Annotated in this window: 27 protein-coding genes; 16 read left to right on the plus strand and 11 right to left on the minus strand. The window is 70.9% G+C overall.

What is annotated here, in order from left to right; translation table 11 throughout:
- The first annotated feature begins 191 nt into the window (after positions 1 to 191).
- Positions 192 to 1,973: an FAD-dependent oxidoreductase gene (locus ACIBK4_RS09995; protein ID WP_398993884.1), complete on the plus strand. Its 1,782-nt coding sequence runs from the start codon at positions 192 to 194 to the stop codon at positions 1,971 to 1,973.
- Between the two features lie 74 nt (positions 1,974 to 2,047).
- Here the strand turns inward: ACIBK4_RS09995 and ACIBK4_RS10000 are convergent, their stop codons facing one another.
- Complete coding sequence (locus ACIBK4_RS10000; protein WP_318015870.1) at positions 2,048 to 3,487, minus strand: regulator; 1,440 nt, start codon at positions 3,485 to 3,487, stop codon at positions 2,048 to 2,050.
- A gap of 284 nt (positions 3,488 to 3,771) precedes the next feature.
- Here ACIBK4_RS10000 and lipB point away from each other — a divergent pair, with 284 nt between their 5' ends.
- The 4 genes from lipB to ACIBK4_RS10020 all read left to right on the plus strand — a co-directional run bounded on the left by lipB (position 3,772) and on the right by ACIBK4_RS10020 (position 6,878).
- Positions 3,772 to 4,569: a lipoyl(octanoyl) transferase LipB gene (gene lipB, locus ACIBK4_RS10005; RefSeq protein WP_398993886.1), complete on the plus strand. Its 798-nt coding sequence runs from the start codon at positions 3,772 to 3,774 to the stop codon at positions 4,567 to 4,569.
- 105 nt (positions 4,570 to 4,674) lie between these two features.
- Positions 4,675 to 5,640 (plus strand): lipoyl synthase, encoded by a 966-nt coding sequence (gene lipA, locus ACIBK4_RS10010; protein ID WP_020684297.1) that lies wholly within the window; start codon positions 4,675 to 4,677, stop codon positions 5,638 to 5,640.
- 262 nt (positions 5,641 to 5,902) lie between these two features.
- On the plus strand, positions 5,903 to 6,103 hold the full coding sequence (locus tag ACIBK4_RS10015) for a hypothetical protein (RefSeq protein ID WP_366435017.1): 201 nt from the start codon (positions 5,903 to 5,905) through the stop codon (positions 6,101 to 6,103).
- 70 nt (positions 6,104 to 6,173) lie between these two features.
- On the plus strand, positions 6,174 to 6,878 hold the full coding sequence (locus ACIBK4_RS10020) for a DUF4191 domain-containing protein (RefSeq protein WP_366435016.1): 705 nt from the start codon (positions 6,174 to 6,176) through the stop codon (positions 6,876 to 6,878).
- Positions 6,879 to 7,004: 126 nt separating this feature from the next.
- On the opposite strand, the gene ACIBK4_RS10025 is transcribed toward ACIBK4_RS10020, so the two are convergent.
- The 3 genes from ACIBK4_RS10025 to ACIBK4_RS10035 form a co-directional block, all read right to left on the minus strand.
- Complete coding sequence (locus tag ACIBK4_RS10025) at positions 7,005 to 7,514, minus strand: flavin reductase family protein (protein WP_366435015.1); 510 nt, start codon at positions 7,512 to 7,514, stop codon at positions 7,005 to 7,007.
- A 211-nt stretch (positions 7,515 to 7,725) separates the two neighbouring features.
- Complete coding sequence (locus ACIBK4_RS10030) at positions 7,726 to 8,901, minus strand: acyl-CoA dehydrogenase family protein (protein ID WP_398993890.1); 1,176 nt, start codon at positions 8,899 to 8,901, stop codon at positions 7,726 to 7,728.
- A gap of 168 nt (positions 8,902 to 9,069) precedes the next feature.
- Positions 9,070 to 9,540 (minus strand): RDD family protein, encoded by a 471-nt coding sequence (locus ACIBK4_RS10035; protein WP_398993892.1) that lies wholly within the window; start codon positions 9,538 to 9,540, stop codon positions 9,070 to 9,072.
- A gap of 198 nt (positions 9,541 to 9,738) precedes the next feature.
- Between ACIBK4_RS10035 and glnA the strand changes: the two genes are divergently transcribed.
- The 5 genes from glnA to ACIBK4_RS10060 all read left to right on the plus strand — a co-directional run bounded on the left by glnA (position 9,739) and on the right by ACIBK4_RS10060 (position 14,533).
- A complete protein-coding gene (gene glnA / locus ACIBK4_RS10040; RefSeq protein ID WP_033284193.1) occupies positions 9,739 to 11,148 on the plus strand; it encodes a type I glutamate--ammonia ligase in 1,410 nt (469 codons plus the stop codon).
- Positions 11,149 to 11,288: 140 nt separating this feature from the next.
- Positions 11,289 to 11,546 (plus strand): hypothetical protein, encoded by a 258-nt coding sequence (locus ACIBK4_RS10045; protein WP_398993894.1) that lies wholly within the window; start codon positions 11,289 to 11,291, stop codon positions 11,544 to 11,546.
- Between the two features lie 2 nt (positions 11,547 to 11,548).
- Positions 11,549 to 12,880, plus strand: coding sequence for a hypothetical protein (locus ACIBK4_RS10050; RefSeq protein ID WP_398993896.1), 1,332 nt, complete (start codon positions 11,549 to 11,551; stop codon positions 12,878 to 12,880).
- Between the two features lie 142 nt (positions 12,881 to 13,022).
- Positions 13,023 to 13,946, plus strand: a complete 924-nt coding sequence (gene htpX, locus ACIBK4_RS10055; RefSeq protein WP_398993898.1) for a zinc metalloprotease HtpX — start codon at positions 13,023 to 13,025, stop codon at positions 13,944 to 13,946.
- Positions 13,947 to 13,948: 2 nt separating this feature from the next.
- Complete coding sequence (locus tag ACIBK4_RS10060; RefSeq protein WP_398993900.1) at positions 13,949 to 14,533, plus strand: hypothetical protein; 585 nt, start codon at positions 13,949 to 13,951, stop codon at positions 14,531 to 14,533.
- A 40-nt stretch (positions 14,534 to 14,573) separates the two neighbouring features.
- Here ACIBK4_RS10060 and ACIBK4_RS10065 read toward each other — a convergent pair whose 3' ends face one another.
- Positions 14,574 to 14,873: a hypothetical protein gene (locus ACIBK4_RS10065; protein WP_398993902.1), complete on the minus strand. Its 300-nt coding sequence runs from the start codon at positions 14,871 to 14,873 to the stop codon at positions 14,574 to 14,576.
- Between the two features lie 261 nt (positions 14,874 to 15,134).
- Here ACIBK4_RS10065 and ACIBK4_RS10070 point away from each other — a divergent pair, with 261 nt between their 5' ends.
- Positions 15,135 to 15,668: a DUF1269 domain-containing protein gene (locus ACIBK4_RS10070; RefSeq protein WP_398993904.1), complete on the plus strand. Its 534-nt coding sequence runs from the start codon at positions 15,135 to 15,137 to the stop codon at positions 15,666 to 15,668.
- Positions 15,669 to 15,750: 82 nt separating this feature from the next.
- Here the strand turns inward: ACIBK4_RS10070 and ACIBK4_RS10075 are convergent, their stop codons facing one another.
- Positions 15,751 to 17,091 carry a DUF2252 domain-containing protein gene (locus ACIBK4_RS10075; protein ID WP_398993906.1) on the minus strand — a complete coding sequence of 447 codons (1,341 nt, stop codon included), beginning with the start codon at positions 17,089 to 17,091 and terminating at the stop codon, positions 15,751 to 15,753.
- Between the two features lie 153 nt (positions 17,092 to 17,244).
- Here ACIBK4_RS10075 and ACIBK4_RS10080 point away from each other — a divergent pair, with 153 nt between their 5' ends.
- The gene (locus ACIBK4_RS10080; RefSeq protein ID WP_398993908.1) at positions 17,245 to 18,429 is read left to right on the plus strand and encodes a winged helix DNA-binding domain-containing protein; all 1,185 of its coding nucleotides are present in this window, start codon (positions 17,245 to 17,247) and stop codon (positions 18,427 to 18,429) included.
- A gap of 187 nt (positions 18,430 to 18,616) precedes the next feature.
- On the opposite strand, the gene ACIBK4_RS10085 is transcribed toward ACIBK4_RS10080, so the two are convergent.
- The 4 genes from ACIBK4_RS10085 to ACIBK4_RS10100 form a co-directional block, all read right to left on the minus strand.
- Positions 18,617 to 18,931, minus strand: a complete 315-nt coding sequence (locus tag ACIBK4_RS10085) for a hypothetical protein (RefSeq protein WP_366435004.1) — start codon at positions 18,929 to 18,931, stop codon at positions 18,617 to 18,619.
- Between the two features lie 228 nt (positions 18,932 to 19,159).
- On the minus strand, positions 19,160 to 19,573 hold the full coding sequence (locus tag ACIBK4_RS10090) for an arsenate reductase ArsC (protein ID WP_398993910.1): 414 nt from the start codon (positions 19,571 to 19,573) through the stop codon (positions 19,160 to 19,162).
- 28 nt (positions 19,574 to 19,601) lie between these two features.
- Positions 19,602 to 20,324, minus strand: a complete 723-nt coding sequence (locus ACIBK4_RS10095; protein ID WP_398993912.1) for an aquaporin — start codon at positions 20,322 to 20,324, stop codon at positions 19,602 to 19,604.
- Positions 20,321 to 20,716 (minus strand): ArsR/SmtB family transcription factor, encoded by a 396-nt coding sequence (locus ACIBK4_RS10100; RefSeq protein ID WP_398993914.1) that lies wholly within the window; start codon positions 20,714 to 20,716, stop codon positions 20,321 to 20,323. The genes ACIBK4_RS10095 and ACIBK4_RS10100 overlap by 4 nt, the downstream gene beginning before the upstream one ends.
- Positions 20,717 to 20,786: 70 nt before the next feature.
- Between ACIBK4_RS10100 and arsM the strand changes: the two genes are divergently transcribed.
- The 4 genes from arsM to ACIBK4_RS10120 all read left to right on the plus strand — a co-directional run bounded on the left by arsM (position 20,787) and on the right by ACIBK4_RS10120 (position 23,873).
- A complete protein-coding gene (arsM, locus tag ACIBK4_RS10105; RefSeq protein WP_398993916.1) occupies positions 20,787 to 21,563 on the plus strand; it encodes an arsenite methyltransferase in 777 nt (258 codons plus the stop codon).
- A gap of 10 nt (positions 21,564 to 21,573) precedes the next feature.
- Positions 21,574 to 21,954 (plus strand): arsenate reductase family protein, encoded by a 381-nt coding sequence (locus tag ACIBK4_RS10110; protein ID WP_398993918.1) that lies wholly within the window; start codon positions 21,574 to 21,576, stop codon positions 21,952 to 21,954.
- Between the two features lie 118 nt (positions 21,955 to 22,072).
- Positions 22,073 to 23,059: a proline iminopeptidase-family hydrolase gene (locus ACIBK4_RS10115; RefSeq protein WP_398993920.1), complete on the plus strand. Its 987-nt coding sequence runs from the start codon at positions 22,073 to 22,075 to the stop codon at positions 23,057 to 23,059.
- Between the two features lie 130 nt (positions 23,060 to 23,189).
- A complete protein-coding gene (locus ACIBK4_RS10120) occupies positions 23,190 to 23,873 on the plus strand; it encodes a hypothetical protein (RefSeq protein WP_398993922.1) in 684 nt (227 codons plus the stop codon).
- 3 nt (positions 23,874 to 23,876) lie between these two features.
- On the opposite strand, the gene ACIBK4_RS10125 is transcribed toward ACIBK4_RS10120, so the two are convergent.
- Positions 23,877 to 24,683, minus strand: a complete 807-nt coding sequence (locus ACIBK4_RS10125) for an alpha/beta fold hydrolase (RefSeq protein ID WP_398994395.1) — start codon at positions 24,681 to 24,683, stop codon at positions 23,877 to 23,879.
- Positions 24,684 to 24,689 lie beyond the last annotated feature (6 nt).

Raw genomic sequence — 24,689 nt, forward strand, 5'->3', positions numbered from 1 at the left:
CGCGGCGATGACCGTTTGACCCCCGATGATGACGCTCGGCGACCATATGCGACCGCCGTGCGACCGTGCCCTGCGTATGCGCGACTGCCCTTGACCGATCACGGCCCTAACCTCGACCCGAACTCGGGTATCCCTGGAGGCTGTTGGGGGCATGACGACTCCACCGGCCGCGCAACCCTGAGGAGGGGCACGTGCTTGAGCACGCGTACCAGGCGGACGTCGTCGTCGTGGGGGCCGGGGTCGCCGGACTCGCCGCGGCGCATCGGCTGATCAGCGCAGGAGTAACGACCGTAGTCCTGGAGGCCGCCCCTTACGTGGGCGGCCGTATGTCGACCGAGAAGGTCGACGGGTTCCGGCTCGACCGGATCGGACAGTTCCTGTCCACCTCGTACCCCGAACTGCGCCTGACCCCGGGCCTCGACGCCCTGGTGCTGCGCCCCTTCGCACCGGGCGTCCTCCTCCACAGCGACGGCCGCCACCACCACGCCGGCACCCCGGCGCCCGGAGGGAGCGCACGGGGCGCACTCCACGCGGTACGCGCCCTGGCAAGCGCCCCTCGGGTGGGGGCGGGACGGAAGGGCGGCCCGGTGACCCGGGGGCGCCCCGGCTTCTCGTGGGGCGGACCGGTGTCAAGGGGACGCGGGGGCGCGTCCTGGGCCGCGGGGGCGCCGAGGGGCGGCGCCGGAGGCAGGGCAGACACTTCAGGCCGCAGCGCGACACTGGCAACGCCCTCAGGGGACACGACCACCCCCGGGGACCGCACGGGAACCGCCGAAGGTGGTCCGGTTCCCAAGGACCGGACCACGGCCCGGGGCGGCCTGACGGGCGCGTCCTGGGGCGCGTTCAGGGACCGGACGGGCGCGTCCTGGGGCGGTCCGGCGCCAAGGAACCGCGCGGGTACCTCCCGGGGCGGCCCGCCCCCCAAAGACCGGACAGGCTCCTCCTGGGGCGGCCCCACGCTCAAAGACCGGCCCGCGGTCGCCCCGGGTTCCTCGACCGTGCCCAGGCCCCGCTCCACCGCCCCCCTCGGCGGCCCCGTCGACCAGGCCCGGCTCGGCACCGCGCTGACGCGCCTCGCGAGCACACCGGTCGAACGCCTCCTGTCCCGGCCCGAGTTGGCGGCCGGTCAGGCACTCGCCGCCCGTGGGGTCCCCGCGCGGACCATCGACGGCTTCCTGCGCCCGCTGCTCGCCGCGCTGCTGTGCGACCCGGAGTTGACGACCTCCAGCCGCTGCGCGGACCTCGCGCTGCGGGCCTTCGCGGGCGGGCGACTGTGCCTGCCGGAGGGCGGCGCGGAGATGCTGCCCGAGGTGCTCGCCGCCGCGCTGCCGCCGGGCACCGTGCACACCGGGGTGCGCGTGACGGCCGTATCGACGACATCGGTGACCACCGCCGAGCACGGCGAGATCGGTTGCCGGGCGGTGCTGGTCGCGACGGACGCGCGCGCGGCGGCCGAACTCCTGCCCGGCCTGCGTGTACCCGACTTCCACCCGGTGACGGTGGTCCACCACACGACCGACGACCCGCCCACGACCGGCGCCGCCCTCCTCCTGGACTCCGACCGAGGCGGCCCGGTGGCCCACACGGCGATCGTCAGCGAGGTCGACCCGAGCCGAGCACCCGCAGGCCGCGCACTCGTCTCCTCAACAGTCCTCGGCCCTCCCCCACCGGACGTCGAAACCGCCGTACGCATGCACCTGTCCCGCCTCTACGGCACCTCGACCACCCGCTGGGAAACCCTCGCCGTCCACCACACCGCCGAGGCGGTCCCGGTCATGCGCCCACCACACGATCTCCGGCGTCCGGTACGGCTGTTGGCCGGCCTGTACGTGTGCGGCGACCACCGCGACACGAGCACGGTGCAGGGGGCTCTGCATTCCGGTCACCGGGCGTCGACGGCGATCCTGGCGGACCTGGGCGCGGCGACCTCGATGCACCGAGCAGACCCGATCCCAACAACACAGGCCGCGTAGATTCCTTTAGGGGCGCGGGGAACTGCGCGACCAGCCACGACGGAGTCGCGCAGCCCCACCCACCCCCGCGCACCTCACCCAAACGCGGCGACCTTGTCGCGATACCCCCGCACCGGCGCAGCGTCCTTGTACGGCTCAAGCCGCCGCTCGAAGTCCCGCACATACTCCACAGCCCGAACCGACCGCATCTCCACAGCCTGCCCCGCCGCCTCCGCCCCCAACGCACAGGCCTGATCAAGCTCCCCGAGCCCAAGCCGAGCAGAGGCAAGAACAACCCGGCAGAACAACCGACTTCGGGCAAACGCGGGCGCCCGCAACTGCAACGACCGTTCCGCATGCTGCGCGGCCGCCCGGAACTGCTGCAGATCCCGATGCGCGTGCCCGAACTCGTCGGCAAGCTGCGCCTCGTCGAAGAACCGCGCCCAGTAAGGCACTTCATCCCCCGCACGTGCCGTCTCAAGGGCGCGCTCGGCCCGCACCAGCGCCGACGTGCACGCCCGCACCTCCCCCAACACCCCGTGCGCCCGCGCCTCCACGGAGTGCAGCAACGACTGCACAACGGGCGGCGCGCTGGTCCCGACCCCCTGCTGCGCCACCCGCGCGAGCTGGACAGCCTCCCGCCCGTGCCCGAGATAGACGGCCTGCCGGCTCATGGTCATGAGCACGTACGAGCCGTAGGCCCGGTCCCCCGCCGCCTGCGACAGCCGCAGCGCCTGCACGAAGTACCGCTGCGCGAGCCCGTGCGCGGCGATGTCGTACGACGTCCAGCCCGCGAGCCGGGTGAGGTCGGCCGCCGCGGCGAACAGGCGCCGGCCGGTCTGCTCGCCGTAGGTGCCGCGGAGCATCGGTTCGGTCTCGTGCTCCAGGTAGCGCACGAGGGCCTGGCGAGCGTGGCCGCCGCCGTAGGCGTTGTCGAGGGTGCGGAACAGTTCGCCGACTGAGCGGAGGGCGGAGATGTCGCCGCCGGTGACCTTCTGGCCGGGCCCGCGCTCGGCGGCCTGGCCGCGCTGGCGGGGGACGGCGGGGCGGCCCTGCGGTGGCACCCGGTTGGCGGGTTCCGCGCGGCCGACCCGGTCGTCGGCGCGGCCGATCAGCCAGTCCCGGCTGGGCACCACGAGCCCGGCCGGGGTGAAGGCGATCTTGCGCAGCTCGGCGTGGCTGCCGGAGTCCTTGCGCCACAGCCCGCTGACGATGTCGACGGCCTCCTCGGGGGTCGCGGCGAATTCGAGCCCGGCGTACACCGGCGCACAGGCGTCGAGCCCGAGGTCCTGGGCGGTGAGCCGGCGGCCGAGCCGGCGGGTGAACACCTCGGCGATGAGGGCGGGCGTGGTGCCCCTGGGCTGCTGGCCGCGCAGCCACCGGGTGACGGATGTCTTGTCGTATCTGAGATCGAGTCCGTGCTCCAGACCGAGCTGGTCCACGCGACGGGCGAGACCTGCGTTGGAGAACCCCGCTTCTGCGATGAGCGCGGCGAGCTGACGGTTGGGAGTGCGCTGCGCGGGTCGTTCCGTCATCTGCGGTGCGGTCTCCTGCCTTTCGGGCCCCAGCAGGGGCCGATGCGGCCACTGCCTGCCCGGATTGCCTGTGAGCAGCCCTTTTGGCCTCGTGAACGGCGCGAATGTAGCGGAGCGTAAGCATCCCGTCGCACATTCCGACGTGCATTCATCCGATCGTGTGAGGATTGGTCGTAGGGCTGACGGTCCCCACCGCCCGGAGGGCTGTCAGCGGTCGGTCGTACAGTGGCGTAGGCATGTTTCGTGCCTTACGACTCATAGGTGCTGCTGAGGAGGCGCTTGCCGTGGGTGAGTTGCGGTTCGTCCGGATGGGCTTCGGCGCGGACGCCGTCGAATACCAGGAGGCGTGGGACGAGCAGCGCCGGGTGCACGCGGCCCGCTTCGCGGACGAGGTCCCCGACACGGTGCTGCTCCTGGAACACCCGCCGGTCTACACGGCGGGCCGCCGCACGCAGGACAACGAGCGCCCGCTCGACGGCACCCCGGTCATCGACGTCGACCGCGGCGGCAAGATCACCTGGCACGGCCCCGGCCAGCTCGTCGGCTACCCGATCCAGAAGCTGCCCCGCCCGGTGGACGTCGTCGCCCACGTACGACGCCTGGAGGAGGCGCTGATCCGGGTCTGCGCGGAGTTCGGCGTGGAGACCAGCCGGGTCGAGGGCCGCAGCGGGGTCTGGATCCTCGGCGACCCCGTGGACGAGCGCCCGTCGATCGGCGGTCTGTCCCTCGACTTCGACCCCCGTCTGCACGACGAGGAGTTCGACCCGCGGATGAACGGCCCGGAGTACGCCCCGTCCAACGCCGGCCAGCGCCGCGAGGACCGGAAGATCGCCGCGATCGGCATCCGCGTGGCCAAGGGCGTCACGATGCACGGCTTCGCGCTGAACGTGAACCCGGACAACAGGTGGTTCGACCGGATCATCCCGTGCGGGATCCGCGACGCGGGCGTGGCTTCACTGGCGGCCGAGCTGGGCCGGGACGTGACGATCGCCGAGGTGCTGCCGGTGGTGGAACGGCATCTGAAGGACGTACTGGAGCACGCGGATCTGAAGCCCCGGGAGATCGAGAAAGCGACCGCCTGACCCGGGAATGTGACTTTCCGCTCTGCGGTTGGCCTCAAGGCGGGGGCCTGAAATCACGGGCGTACCCTGGTGTACGCCGAAGAATCGAAGCTACAGGGAGCCGATGTGTCCGCAGTCACCCCAGACGGACGCAAGATGCTGCGCCTGGAGGTCCGGAACGCCCAGACCCCCATCGAGCGCAAGCCCGAGTGGATCAAGACCCGGGCGAAAATGGGTCCCGAGTACACGAAGATGCAAGCCCTCGTGAAGAGCGAGGGCCTGCACACGGTCTGCCAGGAAGCCGGCTGCCCCAACATCTACGAGTGCTGGGAGGACCGCGAGGCGACCTTCCTCATCGGCGGCGACCAGTGCACCCGGCGCTGCGACTTCTGCCAGATCGACACCGGCAAGCCCGAGGCCCTGGACCGCGACGAACCGCGCCGGGTCGGCGAGTCCGTGGTCACGATGGACCTGAACTACGCCACGATCACCGGCGTCGCCCGCGACGACCTGGAGGACGGCGGCGCCTGGCTGTACGCGGAGACGGTCCGCCAGATCCACCAGCAGACGGAGTCCCGCGAGGCCGGCCGCACCAAGGTCGAGCTCCTGGCCCCCGACTTCAACGCGGTCCCGGAGCAGCTCGCCGAGGTCTTCTCCTCCCGCCCCGAGGTCTTCGCGCACAACGTCGAGACGGTCCCCCGCATCTTCAAGCGCATCCGCCCCGGCTTCCGCTACGACCGCTCGCTCAAGGTCATCACCGAGGCCCGCGACTACGGTCTGGTCACGAAGTCGAACCTGATCCTCGGCATGGGCGAGACCCGCGAGGAGGTCAGCGAGGCGCTGCGCCAACTGCACGAGGCGGGCTGCGAGTTGGTCACCATCACGCAGTACCTGCGGCCTTCCGTACGGCACCACCCGGTGGAGCGCTGGGTGAAGCCGCACGAGTTCGTCGAGCTGAAGGAGGAGGCCGACCAGATCGGCTTCTCCGGTGTCATGTCCGGCCCGCTGGTGCGTTCGTCGTACCGTGCCGGGCGCCTGTACCAGATGGCCATCGAGAAGCGGGGCGCGTACGTGGCCTCGCAGGCGGTGTGACCTCAACTAACCTCGGCCCGCCCCGGGTTGTGTGAATTCGCGCACAAGCGACTACTCGCCGGTAACAGTCATTGTCGACGCGGCCCTGACAGTCCTCCCAGATGAGGGCCTTCATCAGGGCCGCGTCAGCGTTTCGGCCCCGCGCATCAAGGCTTCATTGGTGTTTGACCGGTCGGTCACGCCCTGGTAACACCAAACAGTGACACTGGATTTACAGCACGTAGACCCATACCCAGAGCTGTTCCGAGGGGGGACCTCCACCATGCAGGCCGCGCCCGTTCGCGCCACCGCCATCCCGTCCTTCACCGACGCCCTGCGCGCGGTGGAGTCGCTGCTGCTGAGCAGCGGCCAGCGGACCGCCCGTCGCAACGCGTGGACCTCCGTCCTGGAGGACCGTCGCCGCGCCAAGGACCGGGTCGAGGCACAGCTCGTCATCGAGCAGGCCCTCACCTCCCACTCCTGACCACTCCTGATTCACCGCCCTTCGGGCACCGCCGTCGTCGGCGCTCCCGCGGGCACGTAGACTTCCTCGCATGGCGAGGAAGGACACGACAGCGGAAAACGCTGCGAACCCCGGGCGACTCAAGCAGATCGCTCTGACCTACAAGATGACCCGCAAGGCCGACAAGAAGATCGGTCTTGTGCTCGCGGCTGTCGGAATCGTCACCTTCGGTGTCTTCCTCGCGATCGGCTTCTTGCTCGGGCACCCCATTTATCTCGGCATTCTCGGCCTCCTGCTCGCCTTCCTCGCGTCGGCGATCGTCTTCGGACGCCGGGCCGAGCGGGCAGCCTTCGGGCAGATGGAGGGCCAGCCGGGCGCGGCCGCGGCGGTACTGGACAACATCGGCCGGGGCTGGACGACGACTCCGGCGGTGGCGATGAACCGCAGCCAGGACGTGGTGCACCGCGCGGTCGGCAAGGCCGGCATCGTGCTGGTGGCCGAGGGCAACCCGAACCGGGTGAAGTCCCTCCTGGCCGCCGAGAAGAAGAAGATGAACCGCATCGTCGCGGACGTCCCGGTGCACGACGTGATGGTCGGCACGGGCGAGGGCCAGATCCCGCTGAAGAAGGTCCGCACGACGATGCTGAAGCTCCCGCGCGTCCTGACCGGCCCGCAGGTGACGGCGACCAACGACCGCCTCCGCGCGATGGGCGACCTGATGAGCAACATGCCGTTGCCAAAGGGCCCGATGCCGAAGGGCATGAAACTCCCGAAGGGCGGCGGCAAGGCCCGCTGAGCCGCAGACGGTCGGTTTTCTACGACCGGTTTTCCACGGCCGGTTTCCACGGCCGGTTTTCTACGACGATGGGGGCACCCGGATCTGATCCGGGTGCCCCCATCGTCGTAGGCGGCCACCGGGGGTTCAGGCCAAGGTCCTGAACCCCCGGTCGTAATACACCATCGGGGACCCCTCCCCCAGTCGCACTCCCGTCACCCGGCCGATCAGGACCGTATGGTCTCCGGCCGGGTGACGTGCGTGGGCGGAGCAGTCCAGCTCGGACACGGCCCGCTCGACCGTCGGCAGCCCGCCGGGGCTGGTGGACAGCCCGCCGTCGGCGAACTTGTCGGTGCCCTTGGTCGCGAAGCGCACGGCGAGCGGCCGGTGGTCCGGGGCGAGCACGCTCACGGCGAAGCGATCACAGTGCCCGAACGACGGCGCCGAGTCGGCGGAGTTCGCAAGGCACACCAGAACCATCGGCGGCTCCAGCGAGACCGAGCAGAAGGAACTGGCCGTGAAGCCGCGCGGGGTTCCGTCCTCGCAGCACGTGGTCACCACCACGACACCCGAGGGGAAACGGGCCATCGCGGCCCGGAAATCCTCGGGCGCCACAGTCGCCCGTGCTGCTTCGAGTACTTCCTGACGCTCCGGCATGACGGTGCACCACCTGTCGGGCCTCACAGCGGAGGCCACCGCGGTTTCAGCAGCCTCGGGGCGGCCACGGATACGGCTCACCGACAGCGATCGGGATCGTCACCCGGGTCCAGATCGACTATGCGGGCAGCGGGTCGGGGCGGCAACCGGGGCGCTGCCCGATCGGCGACCGGTCACCGGAGTCCGCCCAGCACACGGCAGCCGGGCCCAGTCAGCGCACAGCGCCCGCCCGCTGTTCCTCGCCCGACAACGCCCACGCCCCGTAAGCCGCCCCCGTCGTCTCGAAGGAGAGCGCGACATGCGAGGCGGCGCTGTTCACATCGCGCCAGAAGCGTTGGACCGGGTCGGACGACGACTGCCCTGACGTGCCGCCTGCGCGGAAGACGCGGTCGACTGCCGAGACGAGCAGTTCCACCGCGAGGGCGAGGTCCCGGGCGCCCCGGACAGCCGCCTCGCCCTCCGACGGGCAGGTCTCCGTGCCGTCGGCGATCGCCGCCGTGCGGAGGATCAGGAGTTCGGCGGCGTCCACCTCGGCCGCCGAGCGGGCCAGGGAGATCTGGGTCGAGGGCATCTCGCCCACCGCCCGGCCCCGGCGGTCGACGCGGGCGCCGGTCCGCGCGATCCAGGCCCGCAGCGCGCCCCGGACCGCGCCGACCAGCGGGGCGGCGAACGGCAGCGCGTTCACGGCGTGCATCGGGACGATGTGGCAGCGCGCGTCCGAGGCGGGCGCGCGGCCGGCGTGCACCAACGACCGTGCCAGGGTGCGGTGTTCGGGCACGAAGGCGTCGGAGAGGACCAGGGTGTCGCTGCCCGTCCCGCGCATCCCTACGGTGAACCAGCTGTCCTCGATCGAGAAGTCCGCCCGCGGCACGGCGAAGAACCGCACCTCGGGTCGCGCGTCGGGGTCCACCGGGCCCTCCGCCGGTACCGCCGCGCAGGCCAGCGCCCAGTCCGCGAAGTGCACCCCGCTGATGTACTTCCACTCACCGCTCAGCCGCCAGCCCCCGGCCACGGGCTCCGCCTTGCCGGACGGCATGAGCGCGCCGGCCAGCAGGACGTCCGGCCCGTCCGCCCAGATCTCCGCCTGGCCCTCGGCGGGGAGAAACGCCGCGTACCGGCCGGCGTACGCGGCCAGCGACGCCGCCCAGGCCGCCGATGTGCAGCCCTCCCCCACCAGGCCGACGGCGGAGGTCAGTTCGGCGAAACCACCCGCCTCGCCGCCGTGGGCCACGGGGACGAAGTGCCGCGCGAAACCGGCGTCCCGTACCCCCTCGATCACCTGCGGTGAGAGCCGCCGCGCGGTCTCCGCCTCCGCCGCGTACCGGGCCGCGACCTCGGCGACCATCGGCGCCCGGGTCACAATCGTCGACTTGTCGCCTGCTGGCATCCTGCCCACCACTGCCCACCACTTCCGTCGGGAACGGCGACAGTGTCCCGGCCCCGGCCCGCCCGCTCCCGGACCCCGGGCCGTAACAGCCTCACCGTCACCCACCCGGCACGCCAAAGGGGGCGCCCGGTAATCGTCTCGGGCGCCCCCTCCGTCGTAGAACTGCCGCTAGATCCGTACCTCGACCGTGCGGGCCAACCGGTCGTGCAGTCCCCGCCCGTCCCGGTCCCAGATCAGGGCCGGGATCGCGATGCAGAGGAGGGCGGTGCGGAGCAGGGTGCGGAGGGGGTTGGGGCGGCCGGTGTCGAGGGCGACCACGCGGAGGCCGAAGAGGCGCTTGCCCGGGGTGAAGCCGATCGTGCCGACCGTGAGGGCGCTGAGGACGAAGAAGACGAGGAGGGCCCAGTTGCCGGTCGCGCCCGGCTTGTAGCCGTGGGTGAGCAGGCCGTATGCGATCAACAGGCACAGCGCCCAGTCGACGGCGATGGCGCCGAGGCGGCGGCCCGGGCGGGCGATCGAGCCGGGGCCGTCCTCGGGCAGACCCAGCTGCTCACCGCGGTAACCGAAGTCGACACCTGCTCGCTCCGCGGCCTCACGGGGCCCGGAGAGCCATGAGCCGATTGCATCCCTGTTGTCCACCCGTCCACGGTACTGCCCGCGTTCTGCCATGCGGACAGGAGGGGCCAGCGGGCCCAAGACCGGTTAACTTGGGTGAAACAAATGGGTCACGCTGGAGAAATCCCCCGTCCCTAAGGTCGGGTCCAGCGTGTGCCACCGCACTGGCCGCACGAACGAACTACCACCCCGGCACGGACGGTCGGGAGTAGGAGGAGCTGGATGTTCCAGAACGCCGACGAGGCCAAGAAGTTCATCGCGGACGAGGACGTCAAGTTCGTCGACGTCCGATTCTGCGATCTGCCGGGTGTGATGCAGCACTTCACGCTGCCGGCGACGGCCTTCGACCCGGACGAGGAACTCGCCTTCGACGGCTCCTCGATCCGCGGCTTCCAGGCCATCCACGAGTCCGACATGGCGCTCCGCGCCGACCTGTCGACCGCGCGCGTGGACCCCTTCCGCCGCGACAAGACGGTCAACATCAACTTCTTCATCCACGACCCGATCACGGGCGAGCAGTACTCCCGTGACCCGCGCAACGTGGCGAAGAAGGCCGAGGCGTACCTCGCCTCCACCGGCATCGCCGACACCGCGTACTTCGGTCCCGAGGCCGAGTTCTACGTCTTCGACAGCGTGCGCTTCGAGACCAAGGCGAACGAGAGCTTCTACCACATCGACTCCGAGGCCGGCGCCTGGAACACCGGTGCGGTCGAGGACAACCGCGGTTACAAGGTCCGCTACAAGGGCGGCTACTTCCCGACCCCGCCGGTCGACCACTTCGCCGACCTGCGTGCGGAGATCTCCCTGGAGCTGGCCGCGTCCGGCCTCCAGGTCGAGCGCCAGCACCACGAGGTGGGCACCGCCGGCCAGGCCGAGATCAACTACAAGTTCAACACGCTGCTCGCCGCGGCCGACGACCTCCAGCTCTTCAAGTACATCGTGAAGAACGTCGCCTGGCGCAACGGCAAGACCGCGACCTTCATGCCGAAGCCGATCTTCGGCGACAACGGCTCGGGCATGCACGTCCACTCCTCGCTGTGGGCGGGCGGCTCCCCGCTCTTCTACGACGAGGCCGGCTACGCGGGTCTGTCGGACCTCGCCCGCTACTACATCGGCGGCATCCTCAAGCACGCCCCCTCGCTGCTCGCCTTCACCAACCCGACGGTGAACTCGTACCACCGCCTGGTGCCGGGCTTCGAGGCGCCGGTCAACCTGGTGTACTCGCAGCGCAACCGCTCCGCCGCGATGCGCATCCCGATCACGGGCTCCAACCCGAAGGCCAAGCGCGTCGAGTTCCGCGCGCCCGACTCCTCCGGCAACCCGTACCTCGCCTTCTCCGCGCTCCTCCTGGCGGGCCTGGACGGCATCAAGAACAAGATCGAGCCGGCCGAGCCGATCGACAAGGACCTCTACGAGCTGGCCCCCGAGGAGCACGCGGGCGTCGCCCAGGTCCCGACCTCCCTCCCGGCCGTCCTCGACCGCCTCGAGGCCGACCACGAGTTCCTCCTCGCGGGCGACGTCTTCACGTCCGACCTGATCGAGACGTGGATCGACTTCAAGCGCACGAACGAGATCGCCCCGCTGCAGCTGCGTCCGCACCCGCACGAGTTCGAGCTGTACTTCGACGTGTGATCGAACCGGCCCAGAGCCCTCGGCGCCCCGTCTCTCCTCGGAGAGGCGGGGCGCCGTCGTCTGCCCGGAACTCGCTTCACAGACCGGGTGCGGCCAGGGATCATCGTCACTGACACGGATGTTCGAGAAAGGTAACGGGGATGGCGCAACAGGGCGACGAGGAGCGCGAGTTCGACCTCAAGTGGGCCGACGGGGCCGAGCACAAGGAGCCGTCGGCTCGGGCTCGGATGCTGGCGGCTCGGTGGAAGGAGCAGCCGCCGGAGCCGGTGCCGTTCCGGGGGGAGCCCGAGGGGGTGGGGCCTCGGCGGTCGTCCTGGATGTCCGCAGTGATCGTGTTGGGGAGTGTCGTCGCGGTCATCGTGCTTCTGGGGTACGTCAACTTCCGGGCGCCGTACTAGAGATGGGCGCCGTACTAGAGATGGGCGAGAACATCGGCTTCGGGGATCCCCTCGCCTGGATCCGGCTCGACGAGGCCTTGCGGCGCGAGCCGTACGCACCCGCCTGGGTCGCTGAGCCTGAGCTTGCTGTCGCGTTGTGTCATCGCGACGGGCGGGTCCGGGAGGCCGCGCTTCGACAGGCCGCCGGGTGCTCGGTGTTGCTGCCGTTGGTTGTCGTGCGGTGTGCCGACTGGGTCGGGCAAGTGCGGGAGCGGGCGCGGGAGTTGCTCCGTGAGGCGCTCGACATCGACACCGCTGTCGCGCTCGCGCCGCTGGTTCTGCTCTTCGGGCGGCGGGGGCGCGGGGCCTTCGCCGTCGAGTTGGTCGGCGGGGTGCTGCGGTCGGCGTCCCGTGAGCAGCTCGCTCCCCTCTTCAGCCACCCCGACCGTGCCGTACGCCGCTTTGTCCATCGTCTGGCCGTCGAGGACGGTCTCCTCTCCGCCGCCCAACTCGCCCGCGCCGCCGCCCGGGACGCCGACACCGTCGTACAGATCCTCTGTGCGGATGCCGCGCTGGCCGTCGCGGCGAAGAGCGGGGAGTACGAGCAGGTGCTCGAACCGTTGCTCGGGGCTCGGAGTCCGCAGGCTCGGGCGGCCGGGGTCACCGCGTTGCGGGCGGTGGGGCGGCCGGGGCGGGCCGAGGAGTTTCTCGCCGATCGGTCCGGTGTCGTGCGGGCCTGCGCTCGGTATGTCGTGCGGCAGGGTGGGGGCGATCCGGCGGCGTTGTACCGGGGCTGGTGCTCGGGCGGTGATCCGGTGCCCGGGGCCGTGATCGGGCTCGCGGAGTGTGGGGAGCGAAGGGATGCCGCTCTGTTGTGGCCGCTCGTCTCGCATCCGGCCGCCGCCGTGCGGGCTCGGGCCCTGGGTGGGTTGCGGACCCTGGACGTCGTGGACGTACCGCGGATGCTGCCGTTGCTCGACGATCCGGCGCCCGCGGTCGCGCGGGAGGCGACGCTCGCGTTGTTGCCGTCGGCCGGGCTGATGCCGGACGGGCCGCTCATGGAACGGCTCGCGGGTGAGTGGCCCAAGGCATGGCCCCGGCATGTGCGCGTCGCCGCGTTCCGGCTGCTGGACGCGCGGGGCGGGATCGTACGGCTGCGGGCCGCCGTGACGGTGCTCGACGATCCGGACGAGAGGTTGCGGGCCTGGGGTGCGCAGGTGGTGCAGCGGTGGCATCCGGAGGCGGGGATGACGCCGGGGGATCCTGAGGTCGGTGAGCTGCTGGGGCGGGCTCGGCATCTGTTCAGCGAGTATGTGCTGACGCGGCTGCTGTGGGAGGCGGGGCTCAGCGGCTGACCTGCGCCCTCGCGCGCTCATCGGATTCTCACCCGCTCCAGGGACCTTTTGCTCCGCCTAGGGCCGATCGGGACCGCTTCATGGGAAAGGGCGGGTGCACACTGGGCGGTGGGACGAGTGCCTGACTGCGGGGTGATGGCAGATGCAGAGCCGCTTCCGGAGCGACCGGCGGTTGACCGTACGTATGGGTCTGACGCTGTTCCTGCTCGGGCTGTTGTACGTGGCGTTCGTGGCCGCGCTGATCGTGTTGCTGAAGTCCTGGGTGCTGGTCGTGGTGCTGGCGGGCGGGCTGCTCGTCGCGCAGTACTGGTTCTCCGACCGGATCGCGCTGTACGCGATGCACGGGCGGATCGTGGAGCGGGAGGAGTATCCCGAGCTGCACGGTGTGATCGACCGGCTGTGTGCCGTGGCCGATATGCCGAAGCCCGTCGTCGCCGTCTCCGACATCGACATGCCCAACGCCTTCGCGACGGGGCGGAACGCCGACAACGCCGTGATCTGTGTGACCACCGGTCTGCTACGGCGGCTGGAGCCGGCCGAGCTGGAGGGTGTGCTCGCGCACGAGCTGTCGCACGTGGCGCACAAGGACGTGGCCGTGATCACGGTGGCGTCGTTCCTCGGGGTGCTCGCCGGGCTCATGGTGCGGTTCGCCTTCTACTCGCAGATCTTCCGGGGGCGCAAGGACCAGAACACGCTGGCCGTCTTCGCGGGGATCATGGGGATCTCGGCGGCCGTGTACGCGATCAGCTTCCTGCTGATCAGGGCGCTGTCCCGGTACCGGGAGCTGGCGGCGGACCGGGCGGCGGCGCTGCTCACCGGCAAGCCTTCGGCGCTGGCCTCCGCGCTCACCAAGGTCGACGGTGACATCGCGCGGATCCCGACCAAGGACCTGCGGACCGCGCAGGCCTTCAACGCCTTCTACTTCAGCCCGGCGACCGGCACCGAGCCCGGTTTCACCAAGTACTTCTCCACCCACCCGAGCCTGGAGCAGCGGCTCGACCAACTGGGGCGGATCTCCGCCGAGTTGGGTGAGGCGGCGGTGCCCGGCATCGGGAAGGCGGACTGAGGATGGGGTTGCTGGACATCCTGCTCGGCCGTACGAAACCGGTCGCTCCCGATCTCGACCAGCTGTTCGCGCTGCCCTCGGCGGCGATCACGCTGGAGGCGGCGGCCGGGTTCCGGGCGACCGGGCGGGGTGCGGTGTGCTTCGCGACGGTGGAGGGCGGGGCGTTCGAGCAGACGCACCGGGAGGTGCAGGCGCTGCTGGACGCGGATGCCGAACGCACGGGCCCGCCGGTGGAGTTGACCCAGGATGCCTACGGCTACTCGTGGCTGGTCTCGCGCCGGACACCCGATCAGCTGTCGGCGCTGGTGAACGATCTGCACGCGGTGAACAGCGCGATGGAGGTCAACGGCTTCGGGCCCCAACTCCTGTGCTCGCTGGCCGGGTTCGAGGACGACGGGGGCCGGCGGCTGGCGCTGGTCTATCTGTACAAGCGCGGGACGTTCTTCCCGTTCGCGCCGCTGGCCGGGGACGGTCAGCGGCGCGACAGCGCGCTGGAACTGCAGGTCAAGTCGATGCTCGGCAACGACCTGCGGATCGAGCAGGATCTGAGCCGGTGGTTCCCCGTGTGGGGCGCCCCCGGACTGTGACGAGGAGCGCCCCCGGGGCTCACTTGCTCTCCCCCTGCTCTCACTTGCTCTTCTCGCGCGCCTGCCGACGGGACTCCAGCGGGCGTTCGCGCTGGTAGCGGCGCTCCCACTTGGCCTGCTTGTCCCGGCGGTCGCGGTACGCGCGGTAGCTCGACGGTGTGGCTCCGCCCGCCGAGGAGGAGCCCGAGGCCGACGAGGACGACGCCGAGGAAGAGGACGAGGAGTCCCTGCCGTACTGCACGTACAGGAAGAGGACGGCGACTGCGGCCAGCCACCAGACGTGGTTGCCGAAGCCGAAGAGGACCAGGACGACGGTTCCGGATATGACGATGGTGCCCATGACGGGCCTCCGTGGGCGTGGGTGTGTACGAGCGGTGATCTGTTGTCGGCGCGACGGGGCGCTGGGGAGGGCGTCCGGCCGTCGGTGCGTAGAGAGTAGCCCCGAGTCCGCGAGGTGATGCCTGTCCTGCCGAAAGCGGTGGTGGGCAGCTCCGTAACGTGTGTCCAGCGTAGGGGCGCGATCACTCGGCGTGCATCTCCTTTTTGCGCGGCCTAGAGTCCACCCCATCTGTACGAATCCACACATAAGGGGTGAACCCCGATGAGTGATCTCTTCGTCATCGCCTACAACGACCTGCCCACCGCCAACCAGGTCCGCGAGAAGCTCTTCGAGCTGTCCAAGGGGCATCTCGTCGAGCTGGAGGACGCGGTGGTGGTCGAGCGGCGCGAGGACGGCCGGATCAAGCTGCACCAGGCCGTGAACCATACGGCGATGGGCGCGGCCGGGGGCGCGCTGTGGGGCGGGGTGATCGGGCTGCTGTTCCTGGCGCCGCTGCTCGGCGCGGCGGTGGGGGCGGCGGCCGGCGCGGCGGGCGGTTCGTTCACCGACACCGGCATCAACGACAACTTCATGAAGGAACTCAGCCAGAACCTCCGCCCGGGCGCCGCGGCCCTCTTCGTCCTGGTCAAGCACGCGGCCCAGGACAAGGTGATCCCGCAACTCCTGCCGTTCGGCGGCCAGTTGGTGCAGACGTCGTTGAGCAAGGCCGACGAGGACCATCTGCGCGAGGCGATCTCGGCGGCGCGGGAGTCGGCGGGCGGGGCGGGCGAGGAGCAGGCGGAGTCCGTTTCTTGAGGACGCGTGGGGTGTGACGGCGGTGGTTCCTGCGGGGCAACTGCCGCCGCTGCTCCGGGAGTTCGTCGGTGTTGCGCTCGGGTCAGATGCCCGGTGACGCCGTGACCACGCCGGCCGCGACGGCCGCGCCCAGGGCCGCGTGGTCGGCGGTGGTCTGGCCGGCGTAGGAGAGGGCGAAGTCCGCCACGGCGCGTTCGAAGGTGTCGGTGCCGCCCAGGTAGGCCGCGATGGCGATGCGGTCGCCGGAGCGGGCGTGGGCGCGGGCCAGGGCGGTGCCGCAGAGGCGGGCGTACGCCGTGAGCGCCTGCGGGCCCATGCCGGCGACGTCCGCGGAGCCCTTCATGTCGCGCAACTGGCGCCAGTAGAAGGCGCGGCCCTGCGGTCCCGTCATCCAGCCTAGGAAGATGTCGCTGGCCGCCTGGAGCAGGCGCTGGCCCGCGACGACCCGGTGGCCGGGGTGAACGTACGGGCCGTTCGGCAGGTGCTCTTCCAGTACGGACTTCCGCGCCTCCTTGATCTGCAGGAACAGCGGGTCGTCCTGGTCGCGGCCGGCGAGCAGCACGATGAAGCAACGGGTGCCCACGCTGCCGACGCCGACGACCTTGCGGGCCGCGTCGACGAAGCGGTACCGGTCCAGGAGCAGACGGCGTTCCTCGGAGAGGGTGGAGCGGTAGTCGCTGAAGATCTTGCGCAGGGAGGCCATGTCGGCGGCGCCGGCCGGTTCCAGGAGGGGCGGGTCGTGGACGATACGGCGGCGGCCGTCGACGGTCTCGGTCAGTTTGCCCACCGCGTGCAGGCTGGTGCGGCGGCGGGCCCGGGTGAGGCTGGACTCCACCCGGCGCCGGTGGCGGGCCGAACGCACCAGCGGCAGCAGGCTGTCGGCGTCGATCCGCTCGTACCAGATGGCGAGTTCGCCCTTGCGGGCCAGCTCGCGAAGAGCCGTACGGTACGCGGCTGTCGCCTCCAGTGCGGCGCGGTGGGCCTTCGTGTCGCTGTGGCCGTTCTCGCGCCCGGCGACGGCGACGCTCGCGGCGAGGCGTTTGACGTCCCACTCGAAGGGGCCCGGGAATGTCTCGTCGAAGTCGTTGAGGTCGAAGAGCAGGGTGCGTTCCGGGGAGGCGTACAGGCCGAAGTTGAGGAGGTGGGCGTCGCCGCAGAGCTGGACCGTGAGTCCGGTGTGCGGCTGGGACGCCAGGTCCGCCGCCATCACGGCGGCCGAGCCGCGCAGGAAGGCGAAGGGGGACGCGGCCATGCGCCCGTACCGGATCGGGAGGAGTTCCGGGAGTCGGTCCCGCCCCTGCCGTTCCAGTACGGCCACGGGGTCCGGGCGGTCCACGGCGGGGATCCAGCCGGCGTGGGCGGAACGGGCAACGCGTTTGCGCGCGGCGCGACCCCGGTCCGCTCGGTCGGCCGGGGTGGTCATGTGCCGTGTCTTTGCATGCCGCCGCCTTCTGGGATGGCACCGCCTGTTGCTACGCAGTGAAGCCGGGTCGCAGTGGGGGTGCATTTCGGGGACGTCGATCGGGTGAACGTTTACTGTCGGTCGAGAAGTGGACGTCTTCGAGGCGAGGTCGGCATGGCTCACACCCCCCGTCACATCACCACCGCCGAACGCCGGGCCCGCCTCGCCCTGCGCCACCGCCTGACCCCCCGCACCCGCGCCACCACCCCCGAGGAGGTCGCCGCCTCCCTCGTCGCCCTGCACGGCAGCGACCCCGCGACGGTCTACCTCGCCGTGGGCGCCCGCCTCGCCGACGCGTCCGACACCGTCACGGAGACCGCCCGCGCCCTGTACGAGGACCGCACCCTGATCCGCGCGCACGGCATGCGCCACACGGTGTTCGTGTACCCGGCCGAACTGACCGCCGTGGTCCACGCGTCCACCGGACTCGCCGTCGCCGCCCGTGAACGGGCCAACCTGGTCAAGGACATGGCGAAGGCCGGGGCGCCGGACACGACCTGGCTGAAGGCCGTAGAGGAGGCCACCCTCTCCGCGCTGACCCGGCGCGGCCAGGCGACGGCATCCGAACTCGCCCTGGACGAACCGAGGTTGAAGGAACAGTTCGCGTACGCGGCCGGAAAGTCCTACGAGGGCGTGCACACCGTCTCGACACGCCTGCTCAGGGTGCTGGGCGTGGAGGGCAAGGTCGTACGGGGCCGCCCCCTCGGCGGCTGGACATCGAGCCAGTTCCGCTGGGCCGTGGCCCCCGCACACCCCGAACTGGACACCCCCGAGGCCCAGGCCGCCCTGCTCGACCACTGGCTCACGACATGCGGCCCCGCGACGGAGGCCGACCTGAAATGGTGGACAGGCTGGCGGGTCACGGACGTCCGTCGAGCCCTGGCGACGATCGGCGCGGAACCGGTGGCCCTGGACGAGGGCACGGGCTACGTCACCGCCGGCGACCTCGCCCCCGTGGCCGGCCCCGCCACCCCCTGGGCCGCCCTCCTCCCGGCCCTCGACCCGACAGCGATGGGCTGGCAACAACGCGACTGGTACCTAGCCCCGGAACTACGCCCCGCCCTCTTCGACCGAAGCGGCAACGTGGGCCCGACCGTGTGGTGGAACGGCCGCGTGGTGGGAGGTTGGGCCCAGCGCCCCGACGGCGAGATCACGTGGCGCATCCTCGACCGCGAAGGCGTCGGCCGGGAGGCGGAGGCCGCGATCGAGGCAGCGGCGGAACGGCTACGGGGTTGGGTGGGCGAAACCCGGGTGACACCGCGGTTCCGGACGCCTGTGGAGCGGGAGTTGTCGGCGTAGGGGTGGCAGAGGTGGGGATGGCAGAGGTGGGGGCGCACCATTCGAGCGCAGGCCGGCACAACTCAGCCCGTCCGGCGTTTGAGGACGAGGCCCCTTCAGGGCCGAACGGGGGTCCGGGGGCGGAGCCCCTGGAGGCGCGCACACCAACGCCGGGCGCCCCAAAAACACAGGGCACCCGGCGCCACGGTCAACGCGAGTACCGCATCAGCGCCCGCACCATGTGACACGTCGTGTCCGACGGCACGTGAACGCCGATCAGTTCGGCCGTGCTGCGGATCGTCTCGTTGCGGGCCTGGTTCGGGACGTACACGCCCGAGTCGAGCAGGGCGATGGCCAGCCGCATCGCCTTGAGGCGGCGGTTGTGCGTGACGTACCAGTCCCGCGGGCGCCCGGGCGGCAGCGGGCGCTTCTCCACGGGCACGTAGGGCAGGTCGAGTTGGACGGAACGCTTCGCGGTGGACTGGGTCGGCAACGGCTTCGGCTTCAGTGCGGCAGCGGGCACGGACATCCTCCTGTCGCGGTCAGGGCACCGTCCGGACTTCCCGGCGACACCCTCGAACACTGCTCCCAGTTTACTGCCCGCCACTGACAACCGGCGAACTCCGGAGACCCGTCAAATCCCCTGGTGGGCAAGGATATTGCCACCGTGTCACGCAAGCTCCGGGAGGTGTGTGTGAGGCGGCATCAAATTCGAACAGAGCGGGTGCCGCCCGATACCGCGATCCAGCCCTCAAGCCGGCAGTACGTCCGAGACCAGCCCCCGCACATACCCCTCGATCGCGTCCCGGATCGGCCGGACCGCCTCGACGCCCTGCCCCGCGGGGTCGTCGAGCCGCCAGTCGAGATAGGTCTTGCCGGGGAAGACCGGGCAGGCGTCACCGCACCCCATGGTGATCACCACGTCGGACGCCTGGACGGCCTCGGTGGTGAGGATCTTCGGGGTCTCGGCCGCGATGTCGATACCGACCTCGGCCATCGCCTCGACGACCGCGGGGTTCACCTGGTCGGCGGGGGCCGATCCGGCGGAACGGACCTCGACTCGGTCGCCCGCGAGGTGCGCGAGAAAGGCGGCGGCCATCTGGGAGCGGCCGGCGTTGTGGACACAGACGAACAGGACGGACGGGCGCGGGGCGGTCGAGGGCACGGGGAGAGTCCTTGTCGGCGAAGGGCGGTCAGGAAGAGGCGAGTTGCGGGACCGCGGCCGTGTCACCGACCGGTGCGGGACGGCCGTAGAGCAGTACTGCGGTGGTCAATCCGAGGGCCGCGCCCGTCAGTTGGGCCGCGACGAACGGGAGGACGGACGTGGGGGCGATTCCGGCGAAGGTGTCGGAGAAGGCGCGGCCCACCGTCACCGCGGGGTTCGCGAACGAGGTGGAGGACGTGAACCAGTAGGCCGCGCCGATGTAGGAGGCGACGGCTGCCGGGGCGAGATGGGTGCGGCCGGTGCGTTCCAGTCCGAGGACCAGGAGAATCAGCCCGGCCGTGGCGACGACCTCGCCCAGCCACAGGTGTCCGGCGAACCGGTCGTGGGCCGAGAACTCCAGCAGCGGCTTCGCGAACATGGCGTCGGCCACGACCGCGCCGCCGATCGCTCCGGCCACCTGCGCGGGAACGTACACGGCGACGTCCCGCAGGGACGGTCCGGTACCGGTACGGCGGCCCGCGCACCAGGCCGCCAGGGTGACGGCCGGGTTGAGGTGGGCGCCGGAGACCGGCCCGAGCAGGGTGATCAGCGCGCCCAGGCCGAGGACGGTGGCGAGGCAATTGGCCAGCAGTCGTAGACCGACGTCGTGGGTCAGTTCGGTGGCCTGGATCCCGGAGCCGACCACGACGGCGACCAGCAGACCGGTCCCGAGCGCCTCGGCGGCGGCGCGGCGGCCGAGGGAGACGCTCACGCCGGCGTCACGGCGGTCCGCGGGACGGTCAGGAAGCCGGCGAGGCGGTCCAGGGCGTCGGGCAGGACCCAGTAGTACACCCATGTGCCGCGGCGCTCGCAGTCGATCAGTCCGGCCTGGCGCAGCAGTTTGAGGTGGTGGGAGATCGTCGGCTGGGCCAGGTCGAAGGCGGGCGTCAGCTCGCACACGCACACCTCACCGCCCTGGCCGCGTGCGGCGATCATCGACATCAGGCGGAGACGGACCGGGTCCCCAAGTGCCTTGAAAACCTTGGCCAGTTCCGTCGCGCGCTCGTCAGCCAGCGGTGCGGACACCAGTCCGCCGCAGCAGGAACCGGCCGGGTCAGCCGGGTCCCCGCCCCGACCGATCACCTCAAGCTCTTGTTTCGACATTCTTCTATGTTGACATTCTTCGATTCAGGGCGCAATGCTGTATCGAAGAACGTCAATACAGGAGGCAGACATGAGCGAGCACTCCACCGACCTGCGCGAAGCCGTCCGGCGTCGCTACGCCGCCGCGGCCGTCGAGGTCACCGAGGGCGGCACCGGCTGTTGCGGGCCGCAGCCGATCGAGGTCGACGACACCTTCGGTTCCTCCCTCTACACCGCCGACGAACGGGGCACCCTGCCCGCCGAGGCCGTGGCCGCCTCCCTCGGCTGCGGCAACCCCACCGCCGTCGCCGAACTCCGGGAGGGCGAACGCGTCCTCGACCTCGGCTCCGGCGGCGGCATCGACGTCCTGCTCTCCGCGCGCCGCGTCGGCCCCACCGGCCGGGCGTACGGGCTCGACATGACCGACGAGATGCTCCAACTCGCCCTGGCCAACGCCGAGAAGGCGGGTGCGACCAACGTCGAGTTCCTCAAGGGCACCATCGAGGCCATCCCCCTCCCCGCGCACGCCGTCGACGTCGTGATCTCCAACTGCGTGATCAACCTGTCCGTCGACAAGCAGGCCGTCTTCGCCGAGACCTTCCGCGTCCTGCGGCCCGGCGGGCGGCTGGGCGTCTCGGACGTCGTCGCCGACGACGCGCTCACCCCCGGGCAGCGCGCCGAACGCGGTGACTACGTCGGCTGCATCGCCGGCGCCCTGTCCTTCACGGAGTACCGGGAAGGCCTCGAAGCAGCCGGGTTCACGGACGTCGGGATCACGCCCACGCACCCCGTCGCCGACGGCATGCACTCCGCCCTCGTCCGCGCCACCAAGCCGCTCACCGGGCCGGACCGGGCACCTCTCGCATAACGTGAACGCCATGGAGATCTGGATCAACCCGGCCTGTTCCAAGTGCCGCAGTGCCGTCAGTCTGCTCGACGCCGAAGGGGCCGAGTACACCGTCCGCCGCTATCTGGAGGACGTACCGAGCGAGGGCGAGATCAGGGACGTACTGGAGCGGCTCGGGCTCGAACCGTGGGACATCACGCGGACCCAGGAGGCCGTGGCGAAGGAGTTGGGGCTCAAGTCGTGGGCGCGGGACGCGAGTTCGCGGGAGCGGTGGGTGGCGGCGCTGGCCGCGCATCCCAAGCTGATCCAGCGGCCGATCATCACCGCGGAGGACGGTACGGCGGTGGTCGCCCGCAGTGACGAGGCCGTACGGGACGCGCTGTCCCGGAAGCCGGGCTCGGAGTCGGAGTAGGGATCGGAGTCGGGGTCGGCCGCCGAGTAGGTCAAGTGGCCGATGTCCGTTCGTTTCTGCGTGATAGAGGGTTGCCTCGGCATCTTCAAGTCTCGCACGAGAGCGGAGAGTTCCCCCCATGATCGACCGTCGCAGTGTTCTCAAGTCGACCGGCGCCCTCACCGCCGGCGGCTTCGTTCCTGTCATAGCTCCGGGACGGGGCGGCGGCGCCGGCTCGTCCCGACTCCGGCCAGGTGAACGGTATGTCGACGTGCCCGGTGGCCGGGTCTGGGTGAATGTCGTCGGCAGCGGGTCGCGTCCGCCGCTGCTGGTGCTGCACGGCGGGCCCGGGGCCGGGCACGACTATCTGGAGTCCCTCGGCGACCTGGCCGTGGACCGGTCCGTCGTGTTCTACGACCAGCTGGGGTGCGGGCGTTCGGAGAAGCCGGACAACCCGGCGCTGTGGGTGGTCGACCGGTTCGTCGCCGAACTGGAGGCGGTCCGGCGGGCGTTGGGGCTGCGGCGGTACCACCTGTACGGGCACTCCTGGGGCGGCTGGCTCGCCATCGAGTACCTGTTGCGTCAGCCGCGCGAGGTGAGCGCGGTCGTGCTGGCCAGTACGGGGTCGAGCGCGCCCCAATTCGTCGCGGGTACGCGGGAGTTGCGCACGCAGCTGCCGGCCGACGTGCAGCGCGTCCTCGACGAGTACGAGGCGAAGGGCGACTACACCGCGCCCGAGTACCTGGACGCAGTGAACGTCTTCTACGCGAACTTCTTCTGCCGTCTCGACCCGTACCCCGAAGCCCTGTTGCGCAGTGCCGCGAACGTCGACGGCAACCAGGTGTACGCCACGATGAACGGTCCGAACGAGTTCGTGATGACCGGCAACCTCGCTTCCTGGGACCGGACTTCGAAGCTGCGCCGGATCCGGAAGCCGGTCCTGCTGACGCGCGGGCGTTACGACGAGTTCGCCGTGGAGTGCACGGACACGCTGGAGCAGGGGCTTCCCTTCACCGAGCGGGTCGAGTTCCCGCACAGCGCGCACATGGCGATGTGGGAGGACCGGGAGGCGTACATGCGCACCGTCGGGTCGTTCCTGGCCGAGTGGGACCGGGCCGCGCGCTGAACCGGCCGCGCATCGAACCTCAACCCCCTTGTGACGCACGTCACTTATGTGACTCCTGTGTCCACTGAGTTACATCGTTCGGCCCGCCGTACATAGCGACGTACGCTCCCCTACCCCACAGGAGACGCGCATGTCGCGCAGGAGAACTGCCAGTACGAAGAAGAAACTGGCGCTGCTGGTCACCGCCGCCGCGGTCGCGGGCGGCGGGGCCTTCGCTCTGGCCACCACGTCGAACGCGTCGCAGTCGACCGCGCAGAACGCCAAGACGCTGTCGGCCGCGAACTCGACGGTCTGCCAGGGGCTCGCCACCGCTCTCGGCAACAACCAGAAGTTCATCGACGGTCAACGCGCCGCGCCCGACGCCCAGTCGAACGCGCGGATCGCCAACCGCGAAGCGGTCATCGCGCAGATCAAGGTGCAGCAGAAGGCGTCCGGTTGTGCGGTTGGGGAGTCGGCTCAGGACTCCCAGGCCACGCAGCCGGCGCAGTCGGCGCCCGCGGCTACCACTCCGACCAAGGCGGCGACTCCCCCGGCGGGCAACACCGGTGGCGGTGCCGCCGCCGCGGGCAGCCAGGTCTGCAACGGCTCGACCGTCACGCTCTCCGGCGAGGCCGGTGCGCCGGCCGCGTCCAGCAACCAGTTCCCGGCGGGTACGACGCTGAAGGTCACCAACCTGGACAACAACAAGTCCACGACGGTGAAGGTGACTTCGGTCTCCGGCAGCTGTGTCCTGCTGAACAACGCGGCCTTCGAACAGGTCCGTGAGCCCGGCAAGTTCCTCATCCGCCGTGCTCTGATCCAGAAAGTGGGGTGACGCTCACGATCCGAGAAACCCGGTGAGGTGACGGCCCAGTCGCTCCGGCGCGGCATGCGGCAGCGCGTGATGCGAGACGTCCGGGAGGATGTCCGTCTCGACGCGCGGCAGCAGACCGCCCGCCCGGGCCGCCACCAGGTGCGTGTCATGGGTCCTGCTGTTTCCGGCCAGAAGCAGCAGGACCGACGCGTTCAGTCCGCGCAGCGCCTCGGGCGCCGGGCGGGGACCGGTCACCGGTTTCACGGACGGGAACCCCGCGCCCGCCTCCTGGAGGCGCAGCCAGTCGGGGTCCAGCGGCACCCCTCCGGTCTCCCATTCCAGGAACGCGCGGACGCGGCGCGGGGTGGGCCGGAGCAGCATCGGCAGCGCGTGCAGCAGGTACGCCGTCTCGAACCCGGCGAAGCACTGGGTCGGGTCGAGGAGGAACAGACGGCGTACGCGGGCGGGCGCGCTCAGTGCGTAGTGCAGCGCGATCCAGCCACCGTACGAATGCCCGCCGAGGTCCACGACCGACGCCCCCAGCCCGTCGAGCACCGCGTCCAGCCAGGCCACCAGATCGGCCACCGTGCGCGGCCGCCGGCCGACCACCGGAACGCTGCGGCCCGGGGCGCCGATCAGATCGACGGCGTAGAGGCGCCGGGTGAGGGCGAGTTGAGCGGCCTGGGCGTACCAGGACGCCGAGGTCGCTCCCCCGCCGCCCGGCAGCAGCACGAGCGGGCGGCCGTCGACGGGCCCGCACACATTGACGTACGTCTCCCCGAACGGCGTCGGGACGGTCACCGCCTCCCGGTCCGCGGGCCACTTCGCCATGACCTT

Origin of the sequence: Streptomyces sp. NPDC050528 (assembly GCF_044457795.1) — a bacterium.
In the GTDB taxonomy this organism is placed as follows: domain Bacteria; phylum Actinomycetota; class Actinomycetes; order Streptomycetales; family Streptomycetaceae; genus Streptomyces.

Excerpts from the sequence above, each read along its gene's own strand:
- ACIBK4_RS10120 (WP_398993922.1), top strand. The coding sequence starts at position 23,190 with ATGTCGCGCAGGAGAACTGCCAGTACGAAGAAGAAACTGGCGCTGCTG.
- ACIBK4_RS10110 (WP_398993918.1), top strand. The coding sequence starts at position 21,574 with ATGGAGATCTGGATCAACCCGGCCTGTTCCAAGTGCCGCAGTGCCGTC.
- ACIBK4_RS10025 (WP_366435015.1), bottom strand. The coding sequence starts at position 7,514 with ATGCCGGAGCGTCAGGAAGTACTCGAAGCAGCACGGGCGACTGTGGCG.
- ACIBK4_RS10125 (WP_398994395.1), bottom strand. The coding sequence starts at position 24,683 with ATGGCGAAGTGGCCCGCGGACCGGGAGGCGGTGACCGTCCCGACGCCG.
- htpX (WP_398993898.1), top strand. The coding sequence starts at position 13,023 with ATGCAGAGCCGCTTCCGGAGCGACCGGCGGTTGACCGTACGTATGGGT.
- arsM (WP_398993916.1), top strand. The coding sequence starts at position 20,787 with ATGAGCGAGCACTCCACCGACCTGCGCGAAGCCGTCCGGCGTCGCTAC.
- ACIBK4_RS10075 (WP_398993906.1), bottom strand. The coding sequence starts at position 17,091 with ATGACCACCCCGGCCGACCGAGCGGACCGGGGTCGCGCCGCGCGCAAA.
- ACIBK4_RS10000 (WP_318015870.1), bottom strand. The coding sequence starts at position 3,487 with ATGACGGAACGACCCGCGCAGCGCACTCCCAACCGTCAGCTCGCCGCG.
- ACIBK4_RS10060 (WP_398993900.1), top strand. The coding sequence starts at position 13,949 with ATGGGGTTGCTGGACATCCTGCTCGGCCGTACGAAACCGGTCGCTCCC.
- ACIBK4_RS10100 (WP_398993914.1), bottom strand. The coding sequence starts at position 20,716 with ATGTCGAAACAAGAGCTTGAGGTGATCGGTCGGGGCGGGGACCCGGCT.
- ACIBK4_RS10065 (WP_398993902.1), bottom strand. The coding sequence starts at position 14,873 with ATGGGCACCATCGTCATATCCGGAACCGTCGTCCTGGTCCTCTTCGGC.
- ACIBK4_RS10080 (WP_398993908.1), top strand. The coding sequence starts at position 17,245 with ATGGCTCACACCCCCCGTCACATCACCACCGCCGAACGCCGGGCCCGC.
- ACIBK4_RS10030 (WP_398993890.1), bottom strand. The coding sequence starts at position 8,901 with ATGCCAGCAGGCGACAAGTCGACGATTGTGACCCGGGCGCCGATGGTC.
- ACIBK4_RS10050 (WP_398993896.1), top strand. The coding sequence starts at position 11,549 with ATGGGCGCCGTACTAGAGATGGGCGAGAACATCGGCTTCGGGGATCCC.
- glnA (WP_033284193.1), top strand. The coding sequence starts at position 9,739 with ATGTTCCAGAACGCCGACGAGGCCAAGAAGTTCATCGCGGACGAGGAC.
- ACIBK4_RS10070 (WP_398993904.1), top strand. The coding sequence starts at position 15,135 with ATGAGTGATCTCTTCGTCATCGCCTACAACGACCTGCCCACCGCCAAC.
- ACIBK4_RS10015 (WP_366435017.1), top strand. The coding sequence starts at position 5,903 with ATGCAGGCCGCGCCCGTTCGCGCCACCGCCATCCCGTCCTTCACCGAC.
- ACIBK4_RS10045 (WP_398993894.1), top strand. The coding sequence starts at position 11,289 with ATGGCGCAACAGGGCGACGAGGAGCGCGAGTTCGACCTCAAGTGGGCC.
- ACIBK4_RS10115 (WP_398993920.1), top strand. The coding sequence starts at position 22,073 with ATGATCGACCGTCGCAGTGTTCTCAAGTCGACCGGCGCCCTCACCGCC.
- ACIBK4_RS10020 (WP_366435016.1), top strand. The coding sequence starts at position 6,174 with ATGGCGAGGAAGGACACGACAGCGGAAAACGCTGCGAACCCCGGGCGA.